Raw genomic sequence first — 26,954 nt, 5'->3', positions numbered from 1 at the left:
CTCACTCGAACGCCACACCTCCTCTTTCCCTCGGAACTCACCGACCTCGAATGCGCTGAGCTTGGCATACGCAACTACGGTGTGCCACGAATCGCACACCTCCACAAACGGTACCCGCGGATAGCGGCACCGACAACCTGCGGATTCATCAGTGGTGGACGCACCGCAGATCAGTACACAGGTCGAGCACCCCACCGACGGATCGGATGATCACATCAGCCCCGGTCGGAGAGCAGGCGGGAGAGCACCGGGCCGATAGCTGCGAGGGCCAGCGGCTCGATCATCTGGTTGTGGCCGCACTGCACCCTGTGCTCGTCGATTCGGCCTGTCACGAGCGGCCGCCATTCCTCCGCCGACCGCGTTCGATCCGCCTCGCTTTCGGTGCCAGATGCAGCAAAGACGAGTAGATCCCCGTCGAAGACGCGGGGGACGAACCGCTGGACCAACTGCCTCGAATTCTCATATCCCGCATTGATCCGCTCGAGATGGGCTGCCGTCACCCCGTCCTCGATTCCGAAGGACTCGTTCAGCAGCTGGGCAGCCCGCCCGTACGTCAACTCACTGTCCGGAATGTCGGTATCGAGTCCGAGCCCGAGCAGTAGTTCACGCATCCCGAGCCTGCCGTATATCGGCGCCGCACCGTCCTCCGGGTAGCTGTCCATGAGTGTGAGCGTCGACACCTGCGCTCCGCCCGCCTGGAGTTCGACGGCCATGGCGTGCGCGATGACCCCGCCGAGCGACCACCCGAGCAGATCGTATGGTCCCTCGGGATCAATGGCCCGGATCTCCCGAACGTAGCGCTGCGCGAGTTCCTCGATCGATTCGGGCAACGACTCACCGCTGATCACGGGAAGCTGCAGCCCGAACGCACGGCGATCCTTCGGCAGGTACGGCACCAGCCCGGCGTAACCCCACGACAGCCCGATCCCCGGATGCACACAGAACAGCGGCTTGCCTCCGCCCTCGGATCGCAGCGGGATCACCACCGCCAGGGCCTCCTCGACTCCGCTGTCCACCGAGGGCGATTCGATCCGGCGAGCGAGCCCGGACGGCGTCGGGTCGAGGAATATCCATTGCAATGGGATCGTCCGGTCCAGCCGATCCTGCAGGCCGGAAGATATTTTCGTCGCGAGGAGCGAGTTGCCACCCCGCTCGAAGAAGTTGTCGTCGGCACCGACTCGCTCGAGACCGAGCACGTCGGTGAACACTTCGACGATCGCCTCCTCGAGCGGGTTCGACGGCTGCCGGAACTCGCTGCCGGCGAGGAACTCGGGTGCGGGCAGTGCGTCGCGATCAAGCTTGCCCGCTGGGGTCAGCGGGACCTCGTCGAGTTCGACGACCGCCGCCGGCACCATGTGGGCGGGCAGGCGCCGCTCAACCATCCGGAGGAGATCCGCGGTCTCGACGTTCGCGCCGGCGACCAGGCGGACATAGGAGACGAGCAGGGATTCGCCCGACGGACCGATTCTGCCGATCGTTACAGCGAATCCGACGTCGGCGTGCTCACGCAGCGCCGCGTCGATCTCCCCGGGCTCGATACGGAACCCACGAATCTTCACCTGGAAGTCGCTGCGTCCTACGTACTCGACGGTTCCGTCGCGGCGCCACCGCACCACGTCTCCGGTGCGGTACATCCGCTCTCCCGGCGCACCCCAGGGCGCAGCAACGAACCGTGACGCGGTCAACCCCGGACGCCGGTGATACCCGTCGGCCAGGGCACGCCCCGACACATACAACTCACCCACGACACCTACGGGGACCGGGCGCAGGCGCGAATCGAGCACCACCTCCGCCACACCCCGCGTCGGTGCACCGAGGGTGATCGGTTCGCCCGGCACCAGCGCGTCGCTGATGTTCGACATGATCGTGGTTTCGGTCGGCCCGTATGCGTTGAACATCCGGCGGCCGGGCGCCCACGCCGCGACGAGTTCCGGCGGACACGGCTCACCGGCCACCACCAGCGTCCGCAACGACTCGAATCCGAGCGGGTCCATCGAGGCCAGCGCAGTGGGGGTGACGAACCCGTGGGATACGCGCTCCGCGCCGAGCAGCTTCGACAGTTCCGCACCGCCATAGATCGTCGACGGCGCGATCACCAGCGTCGCGCCTGCGCAGAACGCCATGACTAGTTCGAAGACGGACGCGTCGAAACTCGGCGATGCGAAGTGCAGGATCCGGGAGTCGGGCCTCACCGCGAGACGGTCCCTCTCCTCGGCGGCCAGATTCGCCAGGCCGCGGTGGGTGACGGCCACACCCTTCGGGATCCCTGTGGATCCCGACGTGTAGATGAGGTAGGCGGGATGCGACTCGTGCAGCGGCGCGGTCCGGTCGGTGTCGGTGACCGGTTCGTGGGACTGCTTGCCGATCCGCTGCTCCTCCTCCTCGTCGTCGAGCACTATCCAGTTCACGCTGTCAGGAAGCCGATCTCTGTCCGCGCGGGTGGTCACGCCCGACACTGCACCGGAGTCGGCGAACATGTGCTCGATCCGTTCGAGCGGATACCCGGGGTCGACCGGGAGGAACGCCGCCCCGGCGCGAGCGACCGCCCACACCGACACCACCGACTCGGTCGACCGTGAGACGCTCACCGCAACCGCAGTACCTGGCCTCGCACCGATCTCGATCAGCCTGCGCGCCAGCTGGTTCGAGGCCGCATCCAATTGGCTGTACGACATCGAACGGCCCAAGAACGACACCGCGTCCGCGTCGGGGTTCCGGTCCGCCGCCGCCGACAACAGGTCAGGCAGCAGCAAGTCCGGTGCATCGGGGGCACCTCGGGCCGGGGTCAGTCCGGCAACCTCTTCGGGTCCGAGTATCTCGATATCGCCCACCGGAACTTCCGGATCGACGGAGACGGTCTCGAGGATCCGGACGAATCGCTCCGCGAAGCCTTGCACGGTGGCCGCGTCGAAGAGGTCGGTCGCGAAGTCGATCGCCCCCGCCATGCCCGCAGCGGCGCCGTCCGACTCTGCCTGGTCGACGAGAATAACCTCGAGGTCCACCTTGACGACGCGAAGTGCAGGATCGAGACCCTCAACCGTCAGCCCCTGCAACTGCAACGTGGGGCGCTCGTTGTTCTGGAACTCGAGCGATACCTGGAACATCGGTGAATGCGCCGTCGACCGCACCGGATCGACGGCGTCCACCACGCGTTCGAACGGAATGTCCGCATGCGCGAAGGCACCGAGATCGGCGTCCCGGATTCGAGCCAACAGTTCGGTAAACGACTCTCCCGCTTCGACGGTGCTGCGCAGCGCGAGGGTGCCTACGAACATGCCGACGAGATCGTCGAGTGCGGCGTCACCACGGCCCGCGATGGGAGTACCGACGGTAACGTCGTCGGTCGCGCCGAGTCGCCCGAGCAGCACCGCCAACGCAGCGTGCACGACCATGAATTCGGTGGACCCGTGGCGGCGCGCCAGTGCCCGGATCCTCTGATGCAAGCCGACATCGATCGCGAAGTGCACGCGGTCTCCGCGGAACGACTGCTGAGCGGGCCGGCGTCGGTCGGTCGGCAGCTCCAGGAGCTCGGGCAGGCCCGCCAGCGTGGACGTCCAGTACTCGAGCTGCCGCGAGAGCAGTGACTCGGGGTCGTCTTCGCTGCCGAGCAACTGTTGTTGCCAGAGCGTGTAGTCCGCGTATTGGACCGGAAGCGGAGACCAGTCCGGGGCATGCCCTAGCACCCGGGATTGGTAAGCGATCATCACATCTCGGACGAGGGGTGCCATCGAGAAGCCATCCGCCGAAATGTGGTGCACGACTACAGCCAGTACGTGTGTTGCAGCATCGATATCGTCGGCAGCGTCCACAGTGTCGAGTGCAAACAGCTCGGCACGCAGCGGTACCGACGTCGTGACGTCGAATCCGGCCGACACCAACCGGGTCAACTCCTCCCGCAACTGATGCTCGCCCGCCACCGATGTGCGTGCGAGCCTCAGCCCCTCGGGCGCCAGCACCTCCTGGGCGGGTTCGCCGTCGACTATCGGGAACCGGGTGCGCAGCGACTCGTGCCTCGTCACGACGTCGGTGATCGCCGAATCCAGCGCCTCCACATCGAGGTCTCCGGTAAGGCGCACGATCATCGGAATGTTGTAGGCGGGTGAACTGGTGTCGAACTGATTGATGAACCACATACGTTGCTGCGCAAACGACAACGGGATTCGCGCCGGGCGCTCGCGCGCGGCGAGTGTTGGCCGCCCGAACGATCCGGATCCGGCGTGTTCGATACGCGCGGAAATCGCCTCGACCGTGGGCGCTTCGAACAGTGACCGTACACCGATGTCGGTATCGAGCGCGGCGCGCAACCGTGCCACCGCCCTGGTGGCGCTGAGAGAATTGCCACCGAGGTCGAAGAATCCGGCATCCACGCTGACGCGATCTCGGCCCAGCACTTCCGCGAAGACCTCGGCCACCGTCTCCTCTACCGGGTTGGCCGGTCCCCGATATTCTGCTGCCGAAGAGCCCAATTCAGGCGGCGGAAGGGCCTTGCGATCGAACTTCCCGACCGCGGTGAGCGGGATCTTCTCGAGCACGGAGATCGACCACGGAACCATGTGGGCGGGCAGTCGCGTCACGAGACGTCGTGAGATCTCGTCCACCTCGAGGGCACAGCCCGGGGCCGGCACGACGTACGCCGCAAGGAGCGTGTCTCCGGACGGGCCTCGGTAGGCGACCGTGACGGCGAACCGGACCTCGGGGTCGTCGGTCAGCACGGCGTCGATCTCGCCGAGTTCGATCCGGAATCCCCGCACCTTCACCTGAAAATCGCTGCGGCCCAGGTACTCGATGGTGTGCTCGGCAGTCCAGCGCACGATGTCACCAGTCCGGTACATTCGTTCACCCGGCTCGGACGGGTTCGCCACGAACCGCTGCGCGGTGAGCGCGGGGCGACGATGGTAGCCCCGCGCCAGACCGGCACCGGCAATGTACAACTCCCCCGGCACGCCAACGGGAACCGGTTGCAACCGCGCGTCGAGCACCAACTGCTCGACACCACCGATCGGCCCGCCGATGGTGATCGGCTCGCCCACGACCATCGGATCACTGATGTTGGACATGACGGTGGTCTCCGTCGGCCCGTACGCGTTGTAGAGACGACGCCCCGGCGCCCAACGGCTCACGAGTTCGGGCGGGCAGGCTTCTCCGCCGACGACAACATCGGCGAAACTGTCCAGGCCGGTCGGATCCAGCGATGCGAGTGCCGCAGTGGTGACGAAGGCGTGGGTGACACGCTGGTCACCGATCACCTGGGCAAGTTCGTCCCCGCCGAAGACCGTGTTCGGTGCGATCACCATTGTCGCCCCGGCACCGAAAGCTTGCAGGTACTCGAACACGGACCCGTCGAAACTCGGTGTGGAGAAGTGCAGCGTGCGCGACCCGGGACCCGCGCCGAAGCGGGCAAGCTGTTCGCGCGCGAAGTTGTCCAGGCCGCGGTGGGTGACGGTGACGCCTTTCGGTCTGCCGGTCGAACCCGACGTGTAGACGAGGTAGGCGGCAGTGTCCAGAGTCACCGGGGCGAGGCGGTCGGCGTCACCCACAGGATCTGCCGACTGAGCCGCCAAGTCGGCGACGAATTCCGCGTCGTCGAGGAGCAGCCAGTCGATGCTTCCGGGCAGCCGATCGCGGTACTGCGCGGTTGTCAGGCCGAAAGCACTTCCCGAATCGGTGAGCATGTCCAGAATGCGCTCGTCGGGATAGTTCGGGTCGACAGGCACGAACACGGCACCCGCCTTGGCGACCGCCCACACACACATCACCGATTCGATCGAGCGGGCCATGCCCACGGCCACCGACGTCTCCGGTCCTGCACCTGCCTCGATCAGTCTGCGTGCCAGCCGGTTCGAACGATCGTCGAGTTCCCGATACGACATCTCCGCATCGCCGCACGACAGCGCGGGTGCCTCCGGCTCCATCGCGGCGGCGTCCGCGAAGATCTGCCCGAGCGTGCGGATCGAACGTGCACGACCACCGCTTACAGGAACCAGATCACCGCGTTCGGCGTCGGTGAGCAGAGACAGACCGGCCAGCGGCGTTCCCGGTTCGGTACAGGCGTCGAGTACCCGCAGCACCCGCTGTGCGATGTCTTCGATCGCAGGTTCGTCGAACAAATCGGGCACGTACTCGAACTTCAGATGCAGACACGTGTCGGCCGATGCAACGAGGCTCAACGGGTAGTGGGCCGCGTCTCGGACATCCACCCCCGTTACTCTGAGGCCCGCGATATCGGTGTCCTCCGACAGTCCAGCGCGATCGACCGGATACGACTCGAAGACGGTCAGCGTATCGAAACCGACGCCGCCGCCCGCTCCGTCCTGAATCTCCCCGAGATCGGTGTAGTGATGGTCGAGCATGGCCGCCTGCTCGGCCTGCACCCGATCGAGCAACCCGCCCAAGGTATCGTCCGGGCGCAGCGTGACGCGCACCGGGACCGTATTGATGAACAGTCCGATCATCGTCTCGATTCCGGAAAGCTCTGGGGGCCTGCCGGATACGGTGGCTCCGAACACGACGTCCTCGCGTCCGGTCAACATGCCGAGAACGATGCTCCATGCCGTCTGAAGAAGGCTGCTCAGCGTCAGATCACGTGCACGGGCCAAGTCGCGAAGCCGGTTCGTCCGGTCCTCGTCGAGGTCGAACACCCACTCCGACGAAACCGCAGACAACCGTCGGGCTCGGTCCTCGGGGACCAAGAGCGTCGGTTCCTCCACACCTGTCAACGTGTCGGCCCAGGCGCGGGCCGACGCGTCGCGTTCACGCCCTGTCATCCAGGCAAGGTAGTCGCGGTAATCCCGAACCCGTGGCAGCGACGAAGGATCGGCATCCGTGGCGTACAGCGTGAGCAATTCCCGAATCAGCAGTGGCATCGACCAACCGTCGAGGAGGATGTGGTGGTTCGTCGACACCAGCCGGTACTTGCCGCCGGCGATCCTGATGAGAAGAAACCTCATCAGCGGCGGCTTCGCCATGTCGAACGGTGTGGTCCGATCGAGGTCCAGCAGTCGGTCGATCTCCTCGGAAGCGGCGTCCTCGTCCAGTTCGCTGAGATCGATCTCTCTCCAAGGCAAGGTAATCGGGTGGGATACCACCTGCACGGCCGTGCCGTCGGCATCGTGGACGAACGCAGTACGTAGGTTGGGGTGCCGGTCGAGGAGGGTACTGGCCGCGCGGTGCAGTCGCTCGACGTCCACGTCGCCGCCCAGATCGAGACTCAACTGCACCAGGTAGGCGTCCACCGACTCGTCGGCCAGTTCGGCGTGGAACAGCATGCCCGACTGCAACGGAGCGAGCGGCCATACGTCGGTCATCCCCGGGTACCGGACGGCGAGGTCGTCGATCGCGCCTTGGCGGAGCGCGACGAGGCCGAAGTCCGATGGCGTGAATCCGCCGCCACCCGACCGAGTGTGCGTCGCGAGCGCTTCCAGTGCGTTCACCCACAACCCAGCGAGTTCGGCGGTGTCGGCCTCCTCGAGCACGTCGACGGGGAACGACCACGTGGCGACCAGTGTGGGGCCCGCTGCGGTGTCCGTGGTCATCGCGTTTACGTCGACCGTGGCGACCATCGGCATGCCCGGATGCGAGTTCGCGTCGAGTCCGGCATGCGGCAGCGGCATCCAGTCGCCGTCCTCCGCGAGACCGGAGCCGAGCCTGCCGAGGTAGTTGAAACCCACCTGCGGGCTCGGGAGGTTCGAAAGTTCCTGGGCTGTTGAATCATTGAGGTATCGCAGCAAACCGTATCCGATACCGTGGTCGGGGATCGACCGCAGCCGTTCCTTCACCACCTTGATCGCTTTTCCAGCTCCCCAGCCCCCGGCGAACGCGTCGTCGACATCCACGCCCATCAGGTCGAGACGCACCGGGAAGATCGTAGTGAACCACCCGACCGTGCGTACCAGATCCGCTCCCGGAACCACCTGTTCCTCCCTGCCGTGGCCCTCCAGGTTCAGCAGAGCGTCGGAAGACTCGATCCCGCGGATCCGCCGCCAGCGCACGAGGGCCAGCGCCAGTGCCGCCAGCAACCCGTCTGCGACGTTGCCGTGGAAGGCTTCGGGCAGCGAGGTCAGCAGGACGTCGGTCACGTCAGTGGAAACCCGAACCTCAACCCTCGCGATCTGGCGACTGGCCGTCTGAGGGGCAGAAGTCGGAAGTTCGGGCACTGAAGAATCTGGCACTGTAAGCGGCCGTGATCCCAGCACCGGGTCCGGGGCATCCAACATGCGCCGCCACACCGCCAGTTCGGCTTTGCGATCGGGATCCCGCGCCACGTCGGTGAGAGCATGTGCCCACCGGCGCATCGAGGTCCCGACAGCGGGCAGCGCCGGCTCCTCGCCTGCCTGCACTTGCGCACAGGCAAGGGCGAGGTCGGGAATCAGAATGCGCCACGACACCCCGTCGACAACGGTGTGATGAGCGACGATGAGCAACCGGCCGGTGGTCGGCGGTGTGGACTCGCTCTCGAACCACACCGCTTGCACCATCACGCCTGACTCGGGGTCGAGCCGGGCGGCAGCCGAATCGAGTTCGCGTTGCGCGGCGTCGGTGAATGCCTCATCCGATTCGAGAGGTACCACCCGGACCACTGTGTTCGCCCGCACCCAGCCCGGATGCTGCACTTCCATCGACCAGCCGCCCTCGGACCGGTCACTTCGATACAGCCTGGCGCGCAGAATGTCGTGTCGGTCCAGAACGGCTTGCATCGCCGCTGTCAGGATTTGCGCGTCGAGATCGGCAGGCGTCGTAAACAGGGCGGCCTGAGAGTATCGCTCGAAATCGCCGCCCCGATCCAGCATCCAGTGCACGATCGGGGTCAGCGGTAGCTCGCCGACACCGCCTCCCGGCAACTCGTCGAGGGTGACCGCCTCCTCTCCCATAGTCGCGATCTCCGCCAGCGCGGCGACGGTCTTGCGCTCGAACACCTCCCTCGGAGTGATCAGCACACCGGACGCCTTCGCCCTGGTGACAAGCTGGATCGACATGATGGAGTCGCCACCGAGGGCGAAGAACGAGTCGTCCACACCCACCGATTCGAGACCGAGCACCTCGGCGAACAGATCGACGAGAATCCGCTCCGCTTCCGTCACCGGGGCCCTGGTCTGCGAAACGCGTTGCGCGAAGTCTGGTTCGGGAAGAGCGCGTCGGTCGAGTTTGCCATTCACGGTGAGCGGCAGCGCGTCGAGGACCACCACGGCCGCGGGAACCATGTGCGCTGCCAGCCGATCGCTCACGGTGTCGGTGATCGCCGCCGGGTCGAGAACCCGGCCGGCCTCGGATACCACATAACCCACGAGACGCTCACCGCGCGACAAGACCACCGACTGCGCTACACCGTCGCAGGCGAGGAGGGCCGACTCCACCTCGCCGAGCTCGATCCGGAATCCCTTCAATTGCACCTGGAAGTCATTGCGGCCGAGGTATTCGATCTGCCCCTTCGCATTCCACCGGCCGAGGTCGCCGGAACGGTACATTCGACTGCCCGGCACGTACGGGTCGGCCACGAACCGCGTCGACGTGAGAACCTGCCGGCCGAGATACCCGCGCGAGACCTGTGTACCGGACACGTACAGTTCCCCCACCACGCCGGCAGGCACTGGGTGCAGGCGAGAGTCGAGCACGTATACCCGTAGGCCGGGAAGCGCGCGGCCGATCACAGATCCGGACGCCCGAGCCGCGACCTCCTCGTCCATCGGTAGATGGCTGACGTGCACCGTGGTCTCCGTGATGCCGTACATGTTGACCAGGACCGGGGCCGTGTCGAGGTGCCGGGTGTACCAGCGAGTGAGCTGGCCGAGGTCGAGCGCTTCCCCGCCGAACACCACGTATCGAAGGGAGAGTGCGCCGCCAGCCGACACCCGGTCCGCTTCCACCAGTTGGTAGAAGGCGGTGGGAGTCTGGTTCAGCACGGTGACCTTCTCGTCGCGAAGCAACTGCAGGAAGGTGTCGGGTGAACGTGCAGTGAAGTAGTCCACTACCACCAATCGGCCGCCGTGCAGGAGGGCGCCCCACAGCTCCCAGACGGAGAAGTCGAACGCGGCCGAGTGGAACATGGTCCACACGTCGGCCGGGCCGAAGTCGAACAACGGCTGGGTTCCTGCAAACAGGGTCGCGACGTTGCGATGCGACACCTGAACGCCTTTCGGCTGTCCCGTCGACCCGGACGTGTAGATCACGTAGGCAACCGAGTCGGGGTGCAGCGGCCCGGTCCGGTCCGTGTCGGACACCGGCTGGGCGGATGCCCGCTCCACCTCGGCAGCCGTACCGGGAGCGTCGAGCACGAGGACCTCGATTCCGCTATTCCCAACGGCGTCGGCGTCGCTCTCGGTGGTCAGCACGCACACCGGACGCGCATCGGCGAACATGAACTCCAACCGCTCCGCCGGATACGTGGTATCGACCGGAAGGTAGCCCGCGCCTGTCTTCATCACCGCAAGAATCGCCACCACGAGATCCACCGATCGGGCGACCGCTACCGCCACCAGAGTCTCAGGTCCGGCCCCGCGCGCAATCAGCAACCGCGCCAGCTGATTCGATCTGCTATCCAATTCGTCATAAGTGAGCGAAGCGCCCCCGCAGACGACGGCCGTCGCGCCTCCGCACCGATGCGAGACCTCTGCGAAGAGTTCTGGGATGGTTGCGGTCGATTCGACCGGGCGGACGGCCGGTGTCGGCAGGAGCAGGCCGCGCTCGGCCGGATCCAGGATCTCGATGTCCCCCACCGGCACGTCTACGGCTCTTGTCACCGACTCGAGCACCCGCATGAACCGTTCTCCGAAGCGGACGACGGTCTCCCGATCCAACACGTCCGTCGCGAATCGTAGGCCCGCAACGATTCCCGCCGGTTTCCCGTCCACGTCGACGCGTTCCTCGAGGCTCAGTTCCAGATCGAACTTCGCCGCTTCGAGTTCTACGTCGACCGAGTCGACAGTCAGTCCGGGCAACTCGAGACGAGGACCCCCCGCGCTCCGGAACTCGATCAAGACCTGGAACAGCGGCGCGTGTGAAGTGGATCGCTCGGGAGCTAGGTGGTCGACCACGCGCTCGAACGGAATGTCCGCGTGTTCGAACGCGCCGATGTCCCTTGCTCGAACCGTGGCCAGCACCTCACCGAACGATGCCCGCGCCTCCACCGGTGTACGCAGCACGAGCGTATTGACGAACACTCCCACCACGTCGTCGAGCGCCGCCTGACCCCGCCCAGCGACCGGCGTTCCGATCATGATGTCGTCGCTGCCCGACAGCCGAGACAACAGGACCGCGAACCCCGCGTGCATCACCATGAACAGGGTCGAGTTGTGCTTCGCTGCCAGATTGTCCAGCTCACCGTGCAAGCCGGTCGGGACCACGAACTCCACGACATCGCCGCGATACGACCGCTCGGTGCTGCGAGGCCGGTCGACCGGGATCGCCAGCACCTCGGGAGCACCGGAGAGGGTTTGCGACCAGTAGGAGAGTTGCCTCGACACCACCGAGTCGGGTTCACTCTCGGAACCAAGAAAATCCCGTTGCCACACAGTGTAATCGGCGTATTGCACCGATAGCGGCTTCCAGCCGGGTGTCTCACCCATGGTCCTCGCCGTGTATGCGAGCATGACGTCCCGCGCCAGCGGCATCATGGAGAATCCGTCGGCCGCTATGTGGTGCACCACGATTGCCAGGACGTGCTGCCCGTCACCGAGTTCGAACAGGGTGACACGGAAGGGGATCTGAGTACTCACATCGAAGCCCGCGCCGACGAAGGCTGCGAGCGCATCCCGTAGATCGCCGGCATCGGAGACCGCCACGGACTCGAGCGCGGGAGTTGCCAACCCAGGATCGACAATCACCTGGTGTGGCCCATCGAACGAACCCGGAAACACGGTTCGCAGGGATTCGTGCCGCTCCACGACATCGGCCACGGCTGCGATCAGCGCGCCGCGATCGAGGCTGCCGGTCAGTCTCAGCGCGATCGGGATGTTGTACGCGGGCGACGATGTGTCGAACTGGTTGACGAACCACATGCGTTGCTGCGCCAGCGACAGGGGTATCCGTTCCGGACGCGGTCGCGCTGAAAGCACCGACGACGAAGCACTCCCCGCATCAGATTCGATCCGGACCGCGAGATCGGCCACCGCGGGTGCGTCGAACAGTGCGGCCACTCCGATTCCGGCATCGAGGGCGGAGTTGATCCGCGAGACGGCACGGGTGGCGCTGAGCGAGTCACCGCCGAGTTCGAAGAAACTGTCTTCCGCGCCGACCCGCGGGATGCCGAGCACTTCGGCGAAGGCCTGAGCGACAGCCTCCTCGACTGGTGTGACCGGTGCGCGGTAGCCAGTGGTCGGCGACGCGAATTCCGGTGCAGGAAGGGATTTTCGGTCTAGCTTGCCGACCGGTGTCAGCGGAATTTCGTCGAGCACCATGACTGCGGCGGGGACCATGTGCTGGGGCAGGATCCGGCCGACGAAAGCGAGGACATCCTGCGACGCCACTGCCTCACCGTCGTGCGGCAGAACGTAAGACACCAGCGCCGTGTCTCCGAGTGGACCGGTCCTGCCGACGGTTGCGGCGAAGTCGAGGTGCGGGTGGGTGGACAGGACGGAGTCGATCTCCCCGAGTTCTACACGCTGACCGCGGATCTTCACTTGGAAGTCACTGCGCCCGAGGTATTCCAAGGTGTGGTCGCGGCGCCAGCGTACGATGTCGCCAGTGCGATACATCCGGCCCGAACCGTTCGGGTTGGCGACGAACCGCTCCGCGGTGAGCCCCGGCCTCTGATGGTAACCGCGAGCCAGGCCTGGTCCGGCGATATAGAGTTCGCCGGACGCTCCTACCGGAATCGGTTGCAACCGGTTGTCGAGGACGGACAGAACCATGCCCCGAACCGGACCGCCGATTGTGACCTGCTCGCCCGGGGACATCGGCTCGCTGAGGGTCGTGAGGATCGTGGCTTCGGTCGGTCCGTAGCCGTTGAGCATCGCCCGATCCGCACCCCAGGTGGTCACCAATTCGTCACCCACCGCGTCGCCGGCCACCACGAGGGCCTCGAGGTGTTCGAGGCCGTCACGCTCCACTGTGGCCAGGACCGCCGGGGTGATGCAGGCGTGCGTGACGCGTTCCCGCCGCAGCAATGCCGCCAGTTCCGGGCCCCCGTAGACGTCGGGGGGCGCGATCACCAGGGTCGCACCCGCCGCGCACGACTGAATCAATTCGAGAATCGCGACGTCGAAACTCGGTGAACAGATCTGGAGACACCGGGCCGTCGGAGATATTTGGTAGCGCTCGTTCTGCTCGCTGAGCAAGTTCGCCAGGCCCCGGTGCGTGACGACAACACCCTTCGGGCGACCCGTCGACCCGGATGTGTAGATCGCGTAGGCCGCGTGGTCGACGTCGAGCACCGACCGTCGATCGACGTCAGTGACCTGAGCGCCGGCGTCGACTGCAGTCCTACCCTCGTCGAACACCGGATCATCGAGGACCAGCCAGGGCACGGAGTCGGGCAACCGGTGTCGGTGAGTCGATGTCGTCACCCCCAGTGCAGCGCCGGAGTCCGTCAACATGTGCTCGATCCTGTCGGCGGGATAGTTCGGGTCCACGGGAACGAATGCCGCACCCGTCTTCGCTACCGCCCACACCGACAGCACCGATTCCACCGATCGCGGTAGCCCGAGCGCCACGAACCTCTCCGGCCCGGCGCCCCGCTCGATGAGCACCCGCGCCAACGTGCTCGAGCGCTCGTCGAGTTCGCGGTAGGTCATTTCGCGACCGTCGAAGACGAGCGCGGGCGAATCCGGGCGATCGCCGACGGCGGCGGTCAGAATCTGGGCCAGGCACAGTGGTGGCCCGGCCGGCGCACCGGCGACCGCGGTGTACTCGCGGCGCTCGGCCTGCGACAGCAACGTGAGCTGGGCCATGGGGGTGTCGATGCCCGTCAGCATGATGTGCAGGACGCGCGCCACCCGCGCTGCCACCGATTCGGCGAAGTCGCTCTCGAAGACGTTCGGCTGGTAGCGAAGGCGTAGGTGCAGTGCGGTGTCTACGTGTGCCATCAACGTGAGCGGATAGTGGGTCGAATCGATCCCCTCGATGTTGGTGACGTGCATGCCGTCGATGTCGGTGTCTTCCGAGAACCCCATCCGATCGACCGGATACGACTCGAAGACAGTCAACGTGTCGAACACGCCCCCCTCGCCGACGGCGCGCTGGATCTCCGTGAGACCCAGGTAATGATGGTCGAGCAGGGCCGCCTGTTCGTGCTGGAATCGCTCCAGCAGTTCGGCGAGAGTCTCTTCGTTACGCAGGCTCAGACGAACGGGCACGGTGTTGATGAACAGGCCGATCATCGACTCGATGCCGGCCAATTCCGGTGGGCGACCGGACACTGTGGCCCCGAACGTCACGTCCTCGCGCGTGCCGAGCGTGGTGAGCACCAGCCCCCATGCGACCTGGACGAGAGTGTTGACGGTCAGACCCCGCTCGCGCGCAAGCGCCTCGAGCATCCGCGTCTTGTCGTCGCCCATATCCAGATGCACATCGATCGGTTCGGCGAAGCTCTTCCCCTGCGCGGCGGGGGCTACCAAGGTCGGCTCGTCCGCACCGGCGAGAGCAGACATCCATGCGGCCGTGGATCGTGCGCGATCATGTTGGCCAATCCACCGCAGATAGTCGCGGTAGGAGGCAACCTGCGGAAGAGCTGAAGTGTCGCCGCCCGTGGCATAGAGCACGAGCAGGTCCTTGATCACGAGCGGGGTCGACCACCCGTCGAGAAGAATGTGGTGGTGGGTCATCACCAACCGGTACCGATCCGGTCCGATGCGTAGCAGCGTGAATCGGAGCAGTGGAGACTCGGTCGTGTCGAATCGCAAAGCGCGGTCTTCGGCCATCGCATCGGCAAGGGCCGCGGAGATGCGGGTCTCGTCGAGATCGGACAGGTCGATCTCAGCCCACGGAGGTCTCACGTGCTCCGGAACCACCTGCACCGGGCCGGTGGCCGTGTCGGCGAACGCCACCCGCAGGTTCGCGTGACGATCGAGCAACCCCTGCGCGGCGCGGCGCAATCGATCGGAATCCACGGCCCCCCGAAGGTCGAGTACCAATTGAACCTGGTAGGCATCGGTTTGACGCTCGGAGAGTTGCGCATGGAACAGCAGGCCCGCCTGTAGCGGTGAGAGCGGCCAGATGTCCGCGACGCCCGAGTACACCGTTTCGATCCGGTCGATATCGGCCTGTTCGATGGAGACGAGGTCGAGATCGGTCGGCGTCAACCCACCCGCATCCGACCGGCTCGCATGGGCGGCCAGTGCGGTGAGTGCCCGAACCCATAGACTCGAAAGTTCTTCCACTTCTTCGACGTCCAGCACGCCGGTGGGGAACGACCACGTCGCCGTCAGCACCGATTCGCCGCCCCTGCTGGCCGTGGCCGCGTTGACGTCCACCACCCAGGCAGACGGCATGTCGCCGTTCTGAGTTCCACCGAGATCCGCGCTGCCCTCGAGAGGGAGCCACGGCACGTCGCCCTCGGTGGTTGCCACGCGGCCGAGATAGTTGAAACTCAGCTGCGGAGGCCGGAATCGGCGCAGTTCTGCGCGCGCGTCCGGATTCAGGTACCGAAGCATCCCGTACCCGATCCCGTGATCGGGAATCGCGAGCAACTGTTCCTTGATGGCCTTGATCGATGCTCCGGCAGCCGCGCCACCGTCGAAGGCGGCATCGACATCGATGCCGGTGAGATCGAATCGCACCGGGAAGAGTGTGGTGAACCAGCCCACGGTCCTGGACAAATCGGCGCCGGGTACGACGTGGTCTTCGCGGCCGTGTCCCTCCAGGTTGATCAGCGCATCGTCAGTCTCGATGCCCCGCTGCCGCCGCCACCGGATCATCGCCAGGGTGAGCGCCGTGAGGAGGCCGTCGCCGACTGACCCGTGGAAGGCCGTCGGCAGCGTGGTGAGCAGCGCCTCGGTCACGCTCGCGGGCACCTCCACCGTGACACGCCCCGTCTCGGCGTGAACGTCGACCGCCGGGTCCAGCGGCCGGGAGCCCAGCAGTGGGTCGGGACCGGACAGGATCGACTTCCACAACCCGACGTCAGCGAGTCGGTGCTCGGCGGCGTCGGTGAGTCCGTATGCCCAGCGCCGCATCGACGTTCCGACCCCCGGCAGTGCGGCAGGCAGCCCGTCCACGACGCGGGCATGGGCAGCCGCCAGGTCGGTGATCAGGATGCGCCACGACACACCGTCGACCACGAGATGGTGCGCGACCAGCAGCAGTCGCCCGACCCCGGCGGGACCGTCGAACCAGAGCACCTGGACCATGCTCGCGGTCGCCGGATCCAGTCGGTCGGCTGCGGCCTCGAGTTCCGGAGCGGCGATGGCCGTGAACTCCTGGGCGTCGAACGTCGCAACGGGCACGCGGTGAATCAGCGCGCTCGCCGACACCGATCCGGTCGGCAGCACCGTCATCTGCCACCGTCCGTCTTCATCGGCCGCGAGACGTGCACGCAACATGTCGTGGCGGTCGAGAACGGCATCGAGGGCTCCGGCGAGTTCCTCGTGGGTGAGACCATGTGGCGCGGACACCAACACCGCCTGAGAGAACCGGTTCAGCCGGCCACCACTTCGCTCGAGCATCCACGCGACCACGGGTGTCAGTGGAACAGGGCCGACACCGCCGCCAGTCAACTCCTCGAGCACCACAGCGTCTGTGCGCTCGCGATGGGCCACTTCGGCGAGGCCTGCTATCGACCTGCGCTCGAACACGTCCCGGGGCGAGAAGATCAGCCCCGCCGCCTTCGCGCGAGCCACCAACTGAATCGACATGATGCTGTCGCCGCCCAGCGCGAAGAACGAGTCCTCGACGCCCACCGAGTCGAGCCCGAGTACCTCACGGAACAGTTCGGCCAGAACGGTCTCCGTCTCGGTGCGCGGCGGGCGGCTGTCGGAGACCACGGAACTGAAGTCCGGTTCCGGCAGTGCCTTTCGATCGAGTTTGCCGTGCACCGTCACGGGAATCGCATCGATGACCACTACGGCGGCAGGCACCATGTAGGACGCCAATCGGGTACCGGCGAAGTCGAGCACAGCCTGCGGATCGACTTGGGCGTCGGCTTCGGGCACCACGTACCCGATCAGCCGATCGCCCGCGCGCCCGTCCCGGCGCACGTCCGCGACTGCTGCGGTCACGTCCTCGTGCGCGAGTAGGGCCGACTCCACCTCTCCCAGCTCGATCCGGAACCCTCGAATCTTCACCTGGAAGTCGGACCGTCCGAGGTATTCCAGCTCCCCTTCCGCCGTCCACCGCACGAGGTCGCCGGTCCGGTACATCCGGCTGCCCGGTGCCCCGAAGGGGCTCGCCACGAAGCGCTGCGCGGTAAGCGAGTGCCGACCGTGATAACCGCGAGCAATCGCGGGACCGGTGAGGTACAACTCGCCCGTCACACCGACAGGAACGGGATGCAGCCTCGAGTCGAGAACCGCCTCGGTGAACCCGATTGTGGGTGCGCCGATGGTCACCGGTTCACCTGGCGCCAACGGGGTGCTGATACTCGATACCACCGTGGTCTCGGTCGGCCCGTAGGCGTTGAACATCTTTCGGCCAGTGGCCCAACGGGCCACGAGTTCGGGCGGGCAGGCTTCGCCACCGGTCACCACGCACTCCACGGCCTCGAGCCCGGCGGGATCCACCGAGGCGAGCGCCGCCGGTGTCGCGAAGCAGTGAGTGACGCGCCGACGTTGCAACAGTGCCGCCAGTTCGTTGCCGCCATAGATGGACGGGGAGGCAATCACCATGGTCGCGCCGGCCGCGACGGCGAGCATCAGTTCGAGAACCGAGGCATCGAAGCTCGGCGAAGCGAAGTGCAGGGTCCGCGACGAGGCCGTCGTGCCGAAGGTGTCCTGCATCGTCGCGGCGAAATTGTCCAGACCTGCGTGTGTAGTCACCACACCCTTCGGCCTGCCTGTCGATCCCGAGGTGTAGATCAGATATGCGGGGTGGTCGATCCGAAGCGCCGACGTGCGGTCGGCGTCGTCGACTGCCGTCTCCGGGAACCACGCACACTCGGCATCGATTTCCGGATCGTCGAGTACCAGCCACGGGATCGTCTCTGGTAGCGCGGAGCTGATGGTGGACATGGTCAGTCCGGCGACAGCGCCCGAGTCGGAGAGCATGTACTCGATGCGATCGGCTGGATGGCTCGGATCGATCGGCAGGAAGGCCGCACCGGACTTGGCCACCGCCCAGACGGCTGAAACGGATTCGATCGATCGTGCCAGCGCCAGCGCGACCACCTTTTCCGGACCCGCGCCGCGGTCGATCAACAGCCGGGCGAGCCGGTTCGAGCGCGCGTCGAGTTCCTGATACGACAGCTGACGTTCCTCGAAGATCAGTGCCGGCGCGTCGGGATCGACGCCGGCTGCGAACTGCAGCAACCGCGGAAGCGTGCGCTCCTCGACGCCGCTTTCCGATATGCCGACATCCGATATGCCGCCAGAGCGTTGGAGGCTTCCGCTCATCGCTCGCAATGCGGCGCGTTCGTCGACACCGAGGACGTCGACATCGCCGACCGGTACTTCTGGCGCCGCGGTGACGGCATCGACGATTCGAACGAGGCGATCGGCGAACTCGGCCACCGTGCTCTCGTCGAATATGTCCGTGGCGTAACCGAACGCCGCACTGATACCCGAGGGGGTCCCGTCGTCATCGGTGTTCTCCCGCAGGGTCAACTGCAGGTCGAAGTTGATCGTGTCGAACGCGAGGTCGAGTGGTTCCACGTGGAGGCCCGGCAACTCCACCTCGGGGCGCTCGGTGTTCTGGAATTCGAGCATCACCTGGAACAGCGGTGAGTACGCCGTCGACCGGGAGGGACGCAGGATCTCCACCACGCGTTCGAACGGCACGTCGGCGTGGGTAAACGCCCCTAGATCGGTTTCCCTGATCGCTTCGAGGAGTTCGGCGAACGTACGATTGCCGTCGACGTGGCTCCGCAGCACGAGGGTATTGACGAACATGCCCACCATGTCGTCGAGTTCGGCTTCGCCGCGCCCCGCGATGGGCGTACCGACCGCGATGTCGTCGGACGCACTCAGCCTCGACAGCAGGACCGTCAATGCGGAGTGCAGCACCATGAACACCGTCGACCCGTGCCTTTGAGCCACCCGAACGACACTCTGATGGAGTTCCGGCCCGATCTCGAACTCCACCTTCGCACCATCGAGGGTTCGCGCTGCCGGTCGGGGGCGGTCCGTCGGCAAGTCCAGTACCTCGGGGATGTCGTCCAGTGTCGTTGCCCAGTAGTCGATCTGACGTGCGATCGGCGAACTGGAGTCGGCCTCGTCGCCGAGCCAGTCACGTTGCCACAGGGTGTAGTCGGCGTATTGCACTGCGAGTGGGGGCCAATCGGGTGCCGACCCTCGACGCCGGGCGGTGTACGCGGACAGGAGGTCGCGTGCCAGTGGGGTCATCGAAAAACCGTCGGCGGCGATGTGGTGCACCACCACGGCAAGAACGTGTTCGCTGTCACCGAGTGAGAAAAGGCGAACCCGCACAGGCGCCTGCTCGGTCACGTCGAATCCCGCCGAGCGCAGGCGCCCAACCTCCGCATGGAAATCCTCGGGCGCAACGGCATGCAGGTCGAGAACGGGAGCCACATCTGCGACCGGAAGAATCTCCTGGCGCGGACCCCGATCGGTCAGGGGGAAGATCGTGCGCAGCGATTCGTGGCGCTCGACCACGTCGGCGACAGCGGCTCGCAGCGCGTGTACGTCGAGGGTTCCCTCGAGGCGCAATGCGATCGCGACGTTGTAGGCCGCACTGGTCGTGTCGAACTGGTTGATGAACCACATTCGCTGCTGTGCGAGCGAGACCGGGACCTCCCGCGACGGCTCCCTCGCCGAAAGAGGCGGACGGGACGAACCCCGAGACTCGCGAGCCTCGGCACGGGCGGCCAGCGCAGCGACGGTCGGCGCATCGAAGACGTCGCGCACACCGACGCGGTCGCCGACAACCGCATTGATACGAGCAACGAGTCGAGTCGCGATCAGCGAGTTCCCTCCGAGCGCAAAGAAACTGTCGTTTGCTCCTACCCGGAGGACGCCGAGTAGATCGGCGAACAATGCGGCGACGATCTCCTCGATCGGATTCCGGGGAGCGACGAACCCAACGGTCGACATCCCGAAGTCGGCTTCTGGCAGAGCTTTCCGATCGAGCTTGCCGTTGACTGTCAGGGGCAGCGCGTCGAGCACCACCACAGCCGCCGGCACCATGTACGAGGGCACCGTCGCCGCGACCTCGTCTAGGACCGCCACCACATCGACGTCGGCGCCCTCCTCCGGGACCACATAGCCCACCAGGCGGTCGCCGTTCCGATCGTCGCCGGCGACGATCGCCACCGATTGTGCGACTCCCTCACATGCGGCCAGCACCGCCTCCACTTCACCCAGTTCCACTCGGAATCCGCGCAGCTGGACCTGAAAATCACTGCGGCCCATGTACTCGAGACGGCCGTCTGCACGCCATCGGACTATGTCTCCGGATCGGTACATGCGCGCGCCTGCCCGGCCACCTGCGAACGGGTTGGCGACGAAGCGCGCGGCAGTTGTCCCGGATCGGCCGACATAGCCGCGTGCCACCTGATCACCCGACACGTACAGATCGCCCACCACCCCGGGCGGCACCGGATGCAACCGTTCGTCGAGTACGTACACCCGCAGGCCAGGGAGTCCACCTCCGATTACCGAGCCAGCGGCGGACGATGCGAGTGCACGGTCGAGGGCGAGGAAGCTGACATGCACGGTCGACTCGGTGATGCCGTACATGTTCACCAGCACGGGTGCGCGGTCGTCGTGGCGCGCATACCAGCGCTCCAACTGCCCGAGGTCGAGGGCCTCACCACCGAAGATGATGTACCGCAATGACAATGGCGTCCCGGGTAGATCCTCGACGGCACTCGCCGCCCTATCCGCCTCGATCAACTGGTAGAACGCGGTGGGGGTCTGGTTCAGCACCGTCACCCCTTCCCTGCGGATCAACTCGAGGAAGGAATCCGGTGACCTGGCGGTGTAGTAGTCGACCACCACGAGCCGACCCCCGTGCGCGAAGGCACCCCACATCTCCCAGACCGAGAAGTCGAAAGCGTACGAGTGGAAGAGTGTCCACACATCGGACGAGTCGAACCCGAACATCTCACGGGTGTTCGTCAGCAATGTGACGACACTCCGGTGAGACACTTGCACTCCCTTCGGTCGACCGGTAGACCCCGAGGTGAAGATCACGTACGCAACGGCGTCCACTCGCAGCGGTCGCAGACGGTCCGAGTCGGTTACCGGCAGCCCGGACAGTCGCGCAACAGCTCGGACGGTCTCCGGGTCGTCGATCACCACCAGCGGGATGCCGCCCGGGGCCGATGCCGCATATTCCGCGCTCACAACAGCGCACACCGGGTCCGCGTCCTCGAAGATCGCTGCCACGCGCTCGGCGGGATAGCCGGTATCCACAGGGACGTAGCCGCCACCGGCAGCAAGTACTGCCAACAACGTCACAATCAGATTCGGCGTGCGGTCCATCATGACCGCAACCAGCGACTCGGTTCCCACTCCGTGAGCGATCAGCAACCGCGCCAGGCGGTTCGCCCGTTCGCTGAGTTCCCCATAGGTCAGTGTCTCGTCGCCGCCCACCACTGCTGTAGCGTCCGGATTCTGGGCGGCCACCTTCGCGAACAACTCAGCCAGAGTCCGGTCTCGAGATGTGGTCCCCTCACGGTTCCACCCGTACAGCAGCAGGTCGCGCTCGGCCGTGTCGAGAACCGCGATGTCCCCCACTACCACGGTCGGGTCGCCGGCAATCGCCCGCAGCACCCGAACGAAGCGGTCGCTAAGCCCGCCCACAGTCGCGTGGTTCCATACATCTGTCGCATACAGGAAAGACGCCGACATTCCTGCGGCAGAGCCATTCTCGTCGTACTCTTCGGCCAACGACAGTTGCAGGTCGAACTTGGATACCTCGGGGTCCACGTCGACCGGCTCGACCGTCAGGCCCGGAAGTTCGAGATGTGCGCGCACGGTGTTCTGGAACTCGAGCAGTACTTGAAACAGCGGAGAGTGCGATGTCGAGCGGGCTGGGGCCAACTCGTCGACCACACTCTCGAAGGGAACGTCGGTGTGCGCAAACGCGCCGAGGTCTGTTTCGCGCACCTGGGCCAGAACGTCGGCGAACGTCGAAGCGGAGTGCACCGGGGTGCGAAGCACCAATGTGTTGACGAACATCCCCACGAGATCGTCCAGCGCCGCTTCTCCGCGGCCTGCGATCGGAGTGCCGATCGCCACGTCGCCTGATCCGGATATCTTGGACACCAAAACGGCCAGCGCTGCGTGCATCACCATGAACAACGTCGCATCGCTGCCTCGCGCGAGGGTCAGCAAACTACGGTGCAGACCGGCATCGATCTCGAACGCCGCCGTTGCGCCCAGGAGCGACCGGTCGGCGGGGCGCTTGCGGTCCAGCGGCAGGTCGCTGACTTCGGGGAGGTCTACCAGAGCCTTCCGCCAATAGGTCAGTTGCCGCGACATCAAGCTGTCGGGGTCATCGGGGCTGCCCAGCAGCTGACGTTGCCAGACGCTGTAATCGGCATACTGCACCGCCAGGGGCTCCCAATTCGGCTCTGCGCCGGACTGTCGCGCCGAGTAGGCCACCATCAAGTCGCGTGCCAGCGGCGCGAGAGAGGCACCGTCGGCCGCGATGTGGTGCACCACGATCACGAGCACATGTTCGTCCGGACCGTGCCAGAGCAGCGCGGCCCGAAGCGGTACCGCCGCACTCACGTCGAACCCGTTCGCAAGCAGCCTCGCTATCCGGCCGCGCAGCGACTCGTCCCCGTCGATGTGCGGAGTCAGATCGGGTACCACCTGCCCCGCGTCGAGGATCACCTGACACGGGCCGTCCTGTGTGGCCGGGTAGACGGTACGCAACGATTCGTGCCGCTCGATGACGTCGCGTACCGCCTCTTGCAACGTCTCCACGTTCAGCGGGCCGCTCAGACGGACGGCCATGGGGATGTTGTACGCCACCGACGACGTGTCGAACTGATTGATGAACCACATCCGCTGCTGGGCCAGCGACAACGGCACCTGGTGGGGCCGTTCGCCCGCGACGAGCGGCAGCCTGTGCGCACGAGTCGGCCCCTGCCGTCGAATATAGGCCGCCAATCGCTCGACGGTGGGCGCCTCGAACAGCGCCCGCACACCCACATCCGATCCGAGCGTCGCGTTGACGCGCGCGATAACCCGAGTGGCTACGAGCGAGTTTCCACCAAGATCGAAGAAGCTGTCGTCGACGCTGATCCTCTCCACGCCGAGCACTTCGGCGAAGACTTCAGCGATCGATTCCTCGGTAGGATCGGCGGGCGCACGGAACGGGGCCTGATCGGACAGGAACCTCGGTTCCGGCAACGCTTCCCGGTCCAGCTTCCCCACCGGATTGAGCGGAAACTCGGCCAACGTCACAATCACCGCGGGCACCATGTAGGCAGGAAGCCTGCTCCGTGCCTGCTCCAGCAGCTCGGTCGCCTCGACCGTCCGATGGTCCGCAGGGACAACATAGGAGACCAGGACGGTGTCACCGGAAGGTCCGGGTCGTCCGATGGTGACGGCGTTCCGCACTTCCGGCAGTGTCTGCAACATTGTGTCGATTTCACCGAGTTCGATCCTGAAGCCGCGGACCTTCACCTGGAAGTCACTGCGCCGCAGGTACTCGAGAGTGTGGTCGGCACGCCACCGCACGACATCACCCGTCCGGTACATCCGCCCACGGCCGTATGGGTCGGCCACGAACCGTCCCGCGGTCAGACCGGGACGCCGGTGATATCCGCGGGCCACCGCCTCACCGGCGATATACAGCTCACCCGGAACGCCGATAGGCACCGGGCGGAGCCGGTCGTCGAGCACCATCTCCTCGACCCCACGGATCGGTCCACCCAGCGTGATGGGATCCCCCGGGGTCATGGGGACGCTGATGTTCGCCATAATGGTGGTCTCGGTGGGGCCGTACGCGTTGTGCAACCGCCGCCCCGGTGACCACCTGGCCACCAACTCTGGTGGGCAGGCCTCTCCTCCTACGACGACGTCGAGGAAGTGCTCGAGCCCCTCGGGCGGGATCGTACCCAGCGCCGCGGTGGTGATGAACCCGTGAGTGACGCCTTCCGCACGAAGCAGTTCGGCCAACTCGGTGCCGCCGTACGCCGACGGCGGCACGACCACCATCGTGGCGCCGACGCCGAATGCTTGCAGGTACTCGAACATCGAGGCATCGAAGCTGGGTGTCGAAAAGTGCAGAGTCCGGGAGGATCTCGTAGCACCGAAACGTTCCTGCTGATCCTTCGCGAACTTGTCCAACCCACGGTGGGTGACGGTCACACCTTTCGGCTGCCCTGTCGAACCCGATGTATAAACCAGATAAGCCACGTTGTCGATGCGTAACGGGCGCACGCGATCCGCATCGGTCAGAGGCGATTCGGATTGAACCGCGCACTTCGCACGAAAGTCGGAGTCGTCCAGGCAGATCCACGGAATCGAACCATCGAGTCTGTCACGCAGCGAGTGCTCGGTCAATCCCAGTGTGACGCCCGAATCGTCGAGCATGTAATCGATCCGCTCGGTCGGATAGTTCGGGTCGACAGGCACGAAGGCGGCCCCGGTCTTCGCGACTGCCCAGACCGACGCCACCGAGTGAAATGAGCGAGGAAGTGCCAATGCAACAAAGGATTCCGGCCCCACACCACGCTCGATCAGTAGTCGCGCAACCTGGGTCGACCACCGATCCAATTCGCCGTACGAAATCTCCTCCCCTTGCAACGTCAAAGCCGTCGCCTTCGGATCGAGCGCTGCTGCACTTGCGAACAGATCCGCAAGGGTGCGCTCGGAGCGGCCCGGTCGGCCGCGTATCGGTGTCAGTACAGACCTTTCCGTATCGGAAAGAATCGGGATATCCCCGATTCGCACATCCGCGTCGGCGGCAATCGCATCGAGAATTCGCCTGCACCGCTCAACCGAAGTACGGATCGATCTCGATCCGAACAGGTCTGTGGCGTAGACGAGTTCCAGGGTCGCACCCGCTGGCTTGCCCGATTCGTCTACCTTTTCCGCCACTGATACGCACACATCGAGGCCGGAGACAGGTGCACCGCGCATACCGGCCGGGCGTGAATCGAGAAGTACCTGGATGATCGGCGCGTAGGCGTCCGTCCTCGAAACGTCGAGCTCGCGCACCAACTGTTCGAACGGAACACCCGTGTGTTGCTTGGCTTCGGCCGCGACAGCATCGACGTGCACCAGAAACTCCCGGAACGAAGCGTGACCCGAGTACTGGGTGCGAACCACCACCACGTCGGTACGGTCGCCCACATCGACTGTCGTTCCGACGGCTATGTCATCACTGCCGGTCAATCGGCCCAGCAGGACCGACAGCGCCGCCAAGAACACCACACCGGTTGTTGTACCGGCATCTTCGGCGATCGCAGTGATGCGGCGGTGCAACCTGCCCGGCAGCGTCACGGACATCCGATCGCCCGCCGGAGACAAGCGTGCGGGCCGCGGCCGCTCCGTCGGCAGCGGCAACAGTTCCGGAAGCCCGGCGAGTTTCTGCCGCCAATACTCGACCTCGGCCGCCTCGCTCAGCAGTCGTTCGCCCGCACGGGCGCTGATCTCGTGAATGCTGTCCACCCGGGCGTCCTGGTCGGCGACCGCGAATTCCTCGAGCAACTCGACGAAATGCCTGTGCTGGTCACGCAAGTCCACGTCTTCGTACCGATTCGGGTTCGCACGGAAGTCGACGTGAAGCCTCTCGGGTGTGCCGCTTTGATAGACATTGATCAGCAAATCTTCGACAGGCCCTGATGTCACGATGTGGAACTCACCCAGCAACGAACCCAGGGTCACCGTCTGATGGAACAGCATCACGTTGACCATGGGCCCGTACAGCTGCGCACCTCTGGACTCACCGACGTCGCGGCGGATGTCGTCGAGGCTGCACCGCTGGTGGCGCAGCGCACCAACCAGCTCGCGTTGCACCCGCGACACCAGGTCTTCGACCGTGTCGTCGGGATCGACGTGCACCGCAAGCGGAGCTACATTGACCATCATGCCACCGGAGTTGCGGAGAAGCTTGGTCGTTCGCGCGGACACCGGAATGGTCACCAGCACATCGGTTTTTCCCGTCATGCGGGACAGATAGCAGGCGAAGGCCGCGACGATGGTGGCGGCCGAACTCGAGGAGGCGGCGGCGTCGGAGAGCAAGCCGCTCACGACCTTGCTTTGGGCGAGTGCCGGCGCCGGGGGCCCACCCAGACTCGATCCTGTGAGCCCTCCGACCCTGCTCACCCAGTACTCACGATCCGTGGCAAACCGGGACGAGGATCGATATTCGCTATCGAGTTCGTAGAGCTTTCGAAGATCTGCAGGCCCGTTCGGAACCGGTTCGCGACCCTCGACCTTTGCCGTGTATCGATCGGCGATACGCCGCACCATCGTCATTGCACCGTAACCGTCGAGCGCTACGTGATGAATCCGGCTGTACCACAGGTAGTGAGAGTCTCCGATACACAGGATTGTGGTCTCGACGAGACGATCCCTCGCGAGGTCGAGCGGTCGCGCGTAGTCCGAATCCATCCAGTCGTGTGCGGAGGCTGTCGGGTCTTGTTCGCCGCGAAAGTCGATGAAAGCGATTGACGTGTCGGTGTCGTGGTCGACGTATTGGAACGGTTGCCCGTCCACGTCGACGACTTTCAGGAACGGTGACTCGAATTCGCGGCCGACCGCCACTGTCGATTCGCGCAGCAGGTCGATATCGAGATCTCCCTCGAGTTCCACGTACTGCGCGATAGCGACCGAAACCTGAGGGTCGAGTTGCTGAGCAAACCAGATGGCCCGTTGCGCAGCCGAAAGCGGGAAGCGCTCCCCGCTTCCCGTTCCCGAACCAACGGTCCTCTTCGATTCGGCGGGTTGCAA

At 65.5% G+C, this 26,954-nt stretch carries 1 protein-coding gene; it reads right to left on the bottom strand.

All coding sequences use genetic code 11. The features are described 5' to 3' along the window. Nucleotides 1-215: 215 nt before the first annotated feature. Nucleotides 216-26,954 carry a non-ribosomal peptide synthase/polyketide synthase gene (locus BFN03_RS00545; protein WP_070377369.1) on the bottom strand — a complete coding sequence of 8,913 codons (26,739 nt, stop codon included), beginning with the start codon at nucleotides 26,952-26,954 and terminating at the stop codon, nucleotides 216-218.

Origin of the sequence: Rhodococcus sp. WMMA185 (assembly GCF_001767395.1) — a bacterium.
Lineage (GTDB): Bacteria > Actinomycetota > Actinomycetes > Mycobacteriales > Mycobacteriaceae > Rhodococcus_F.
Note: the sequence above shows the minus strand (reverse complement) of the source record. Positions and strands in the feature narration are given on the sequence as shown.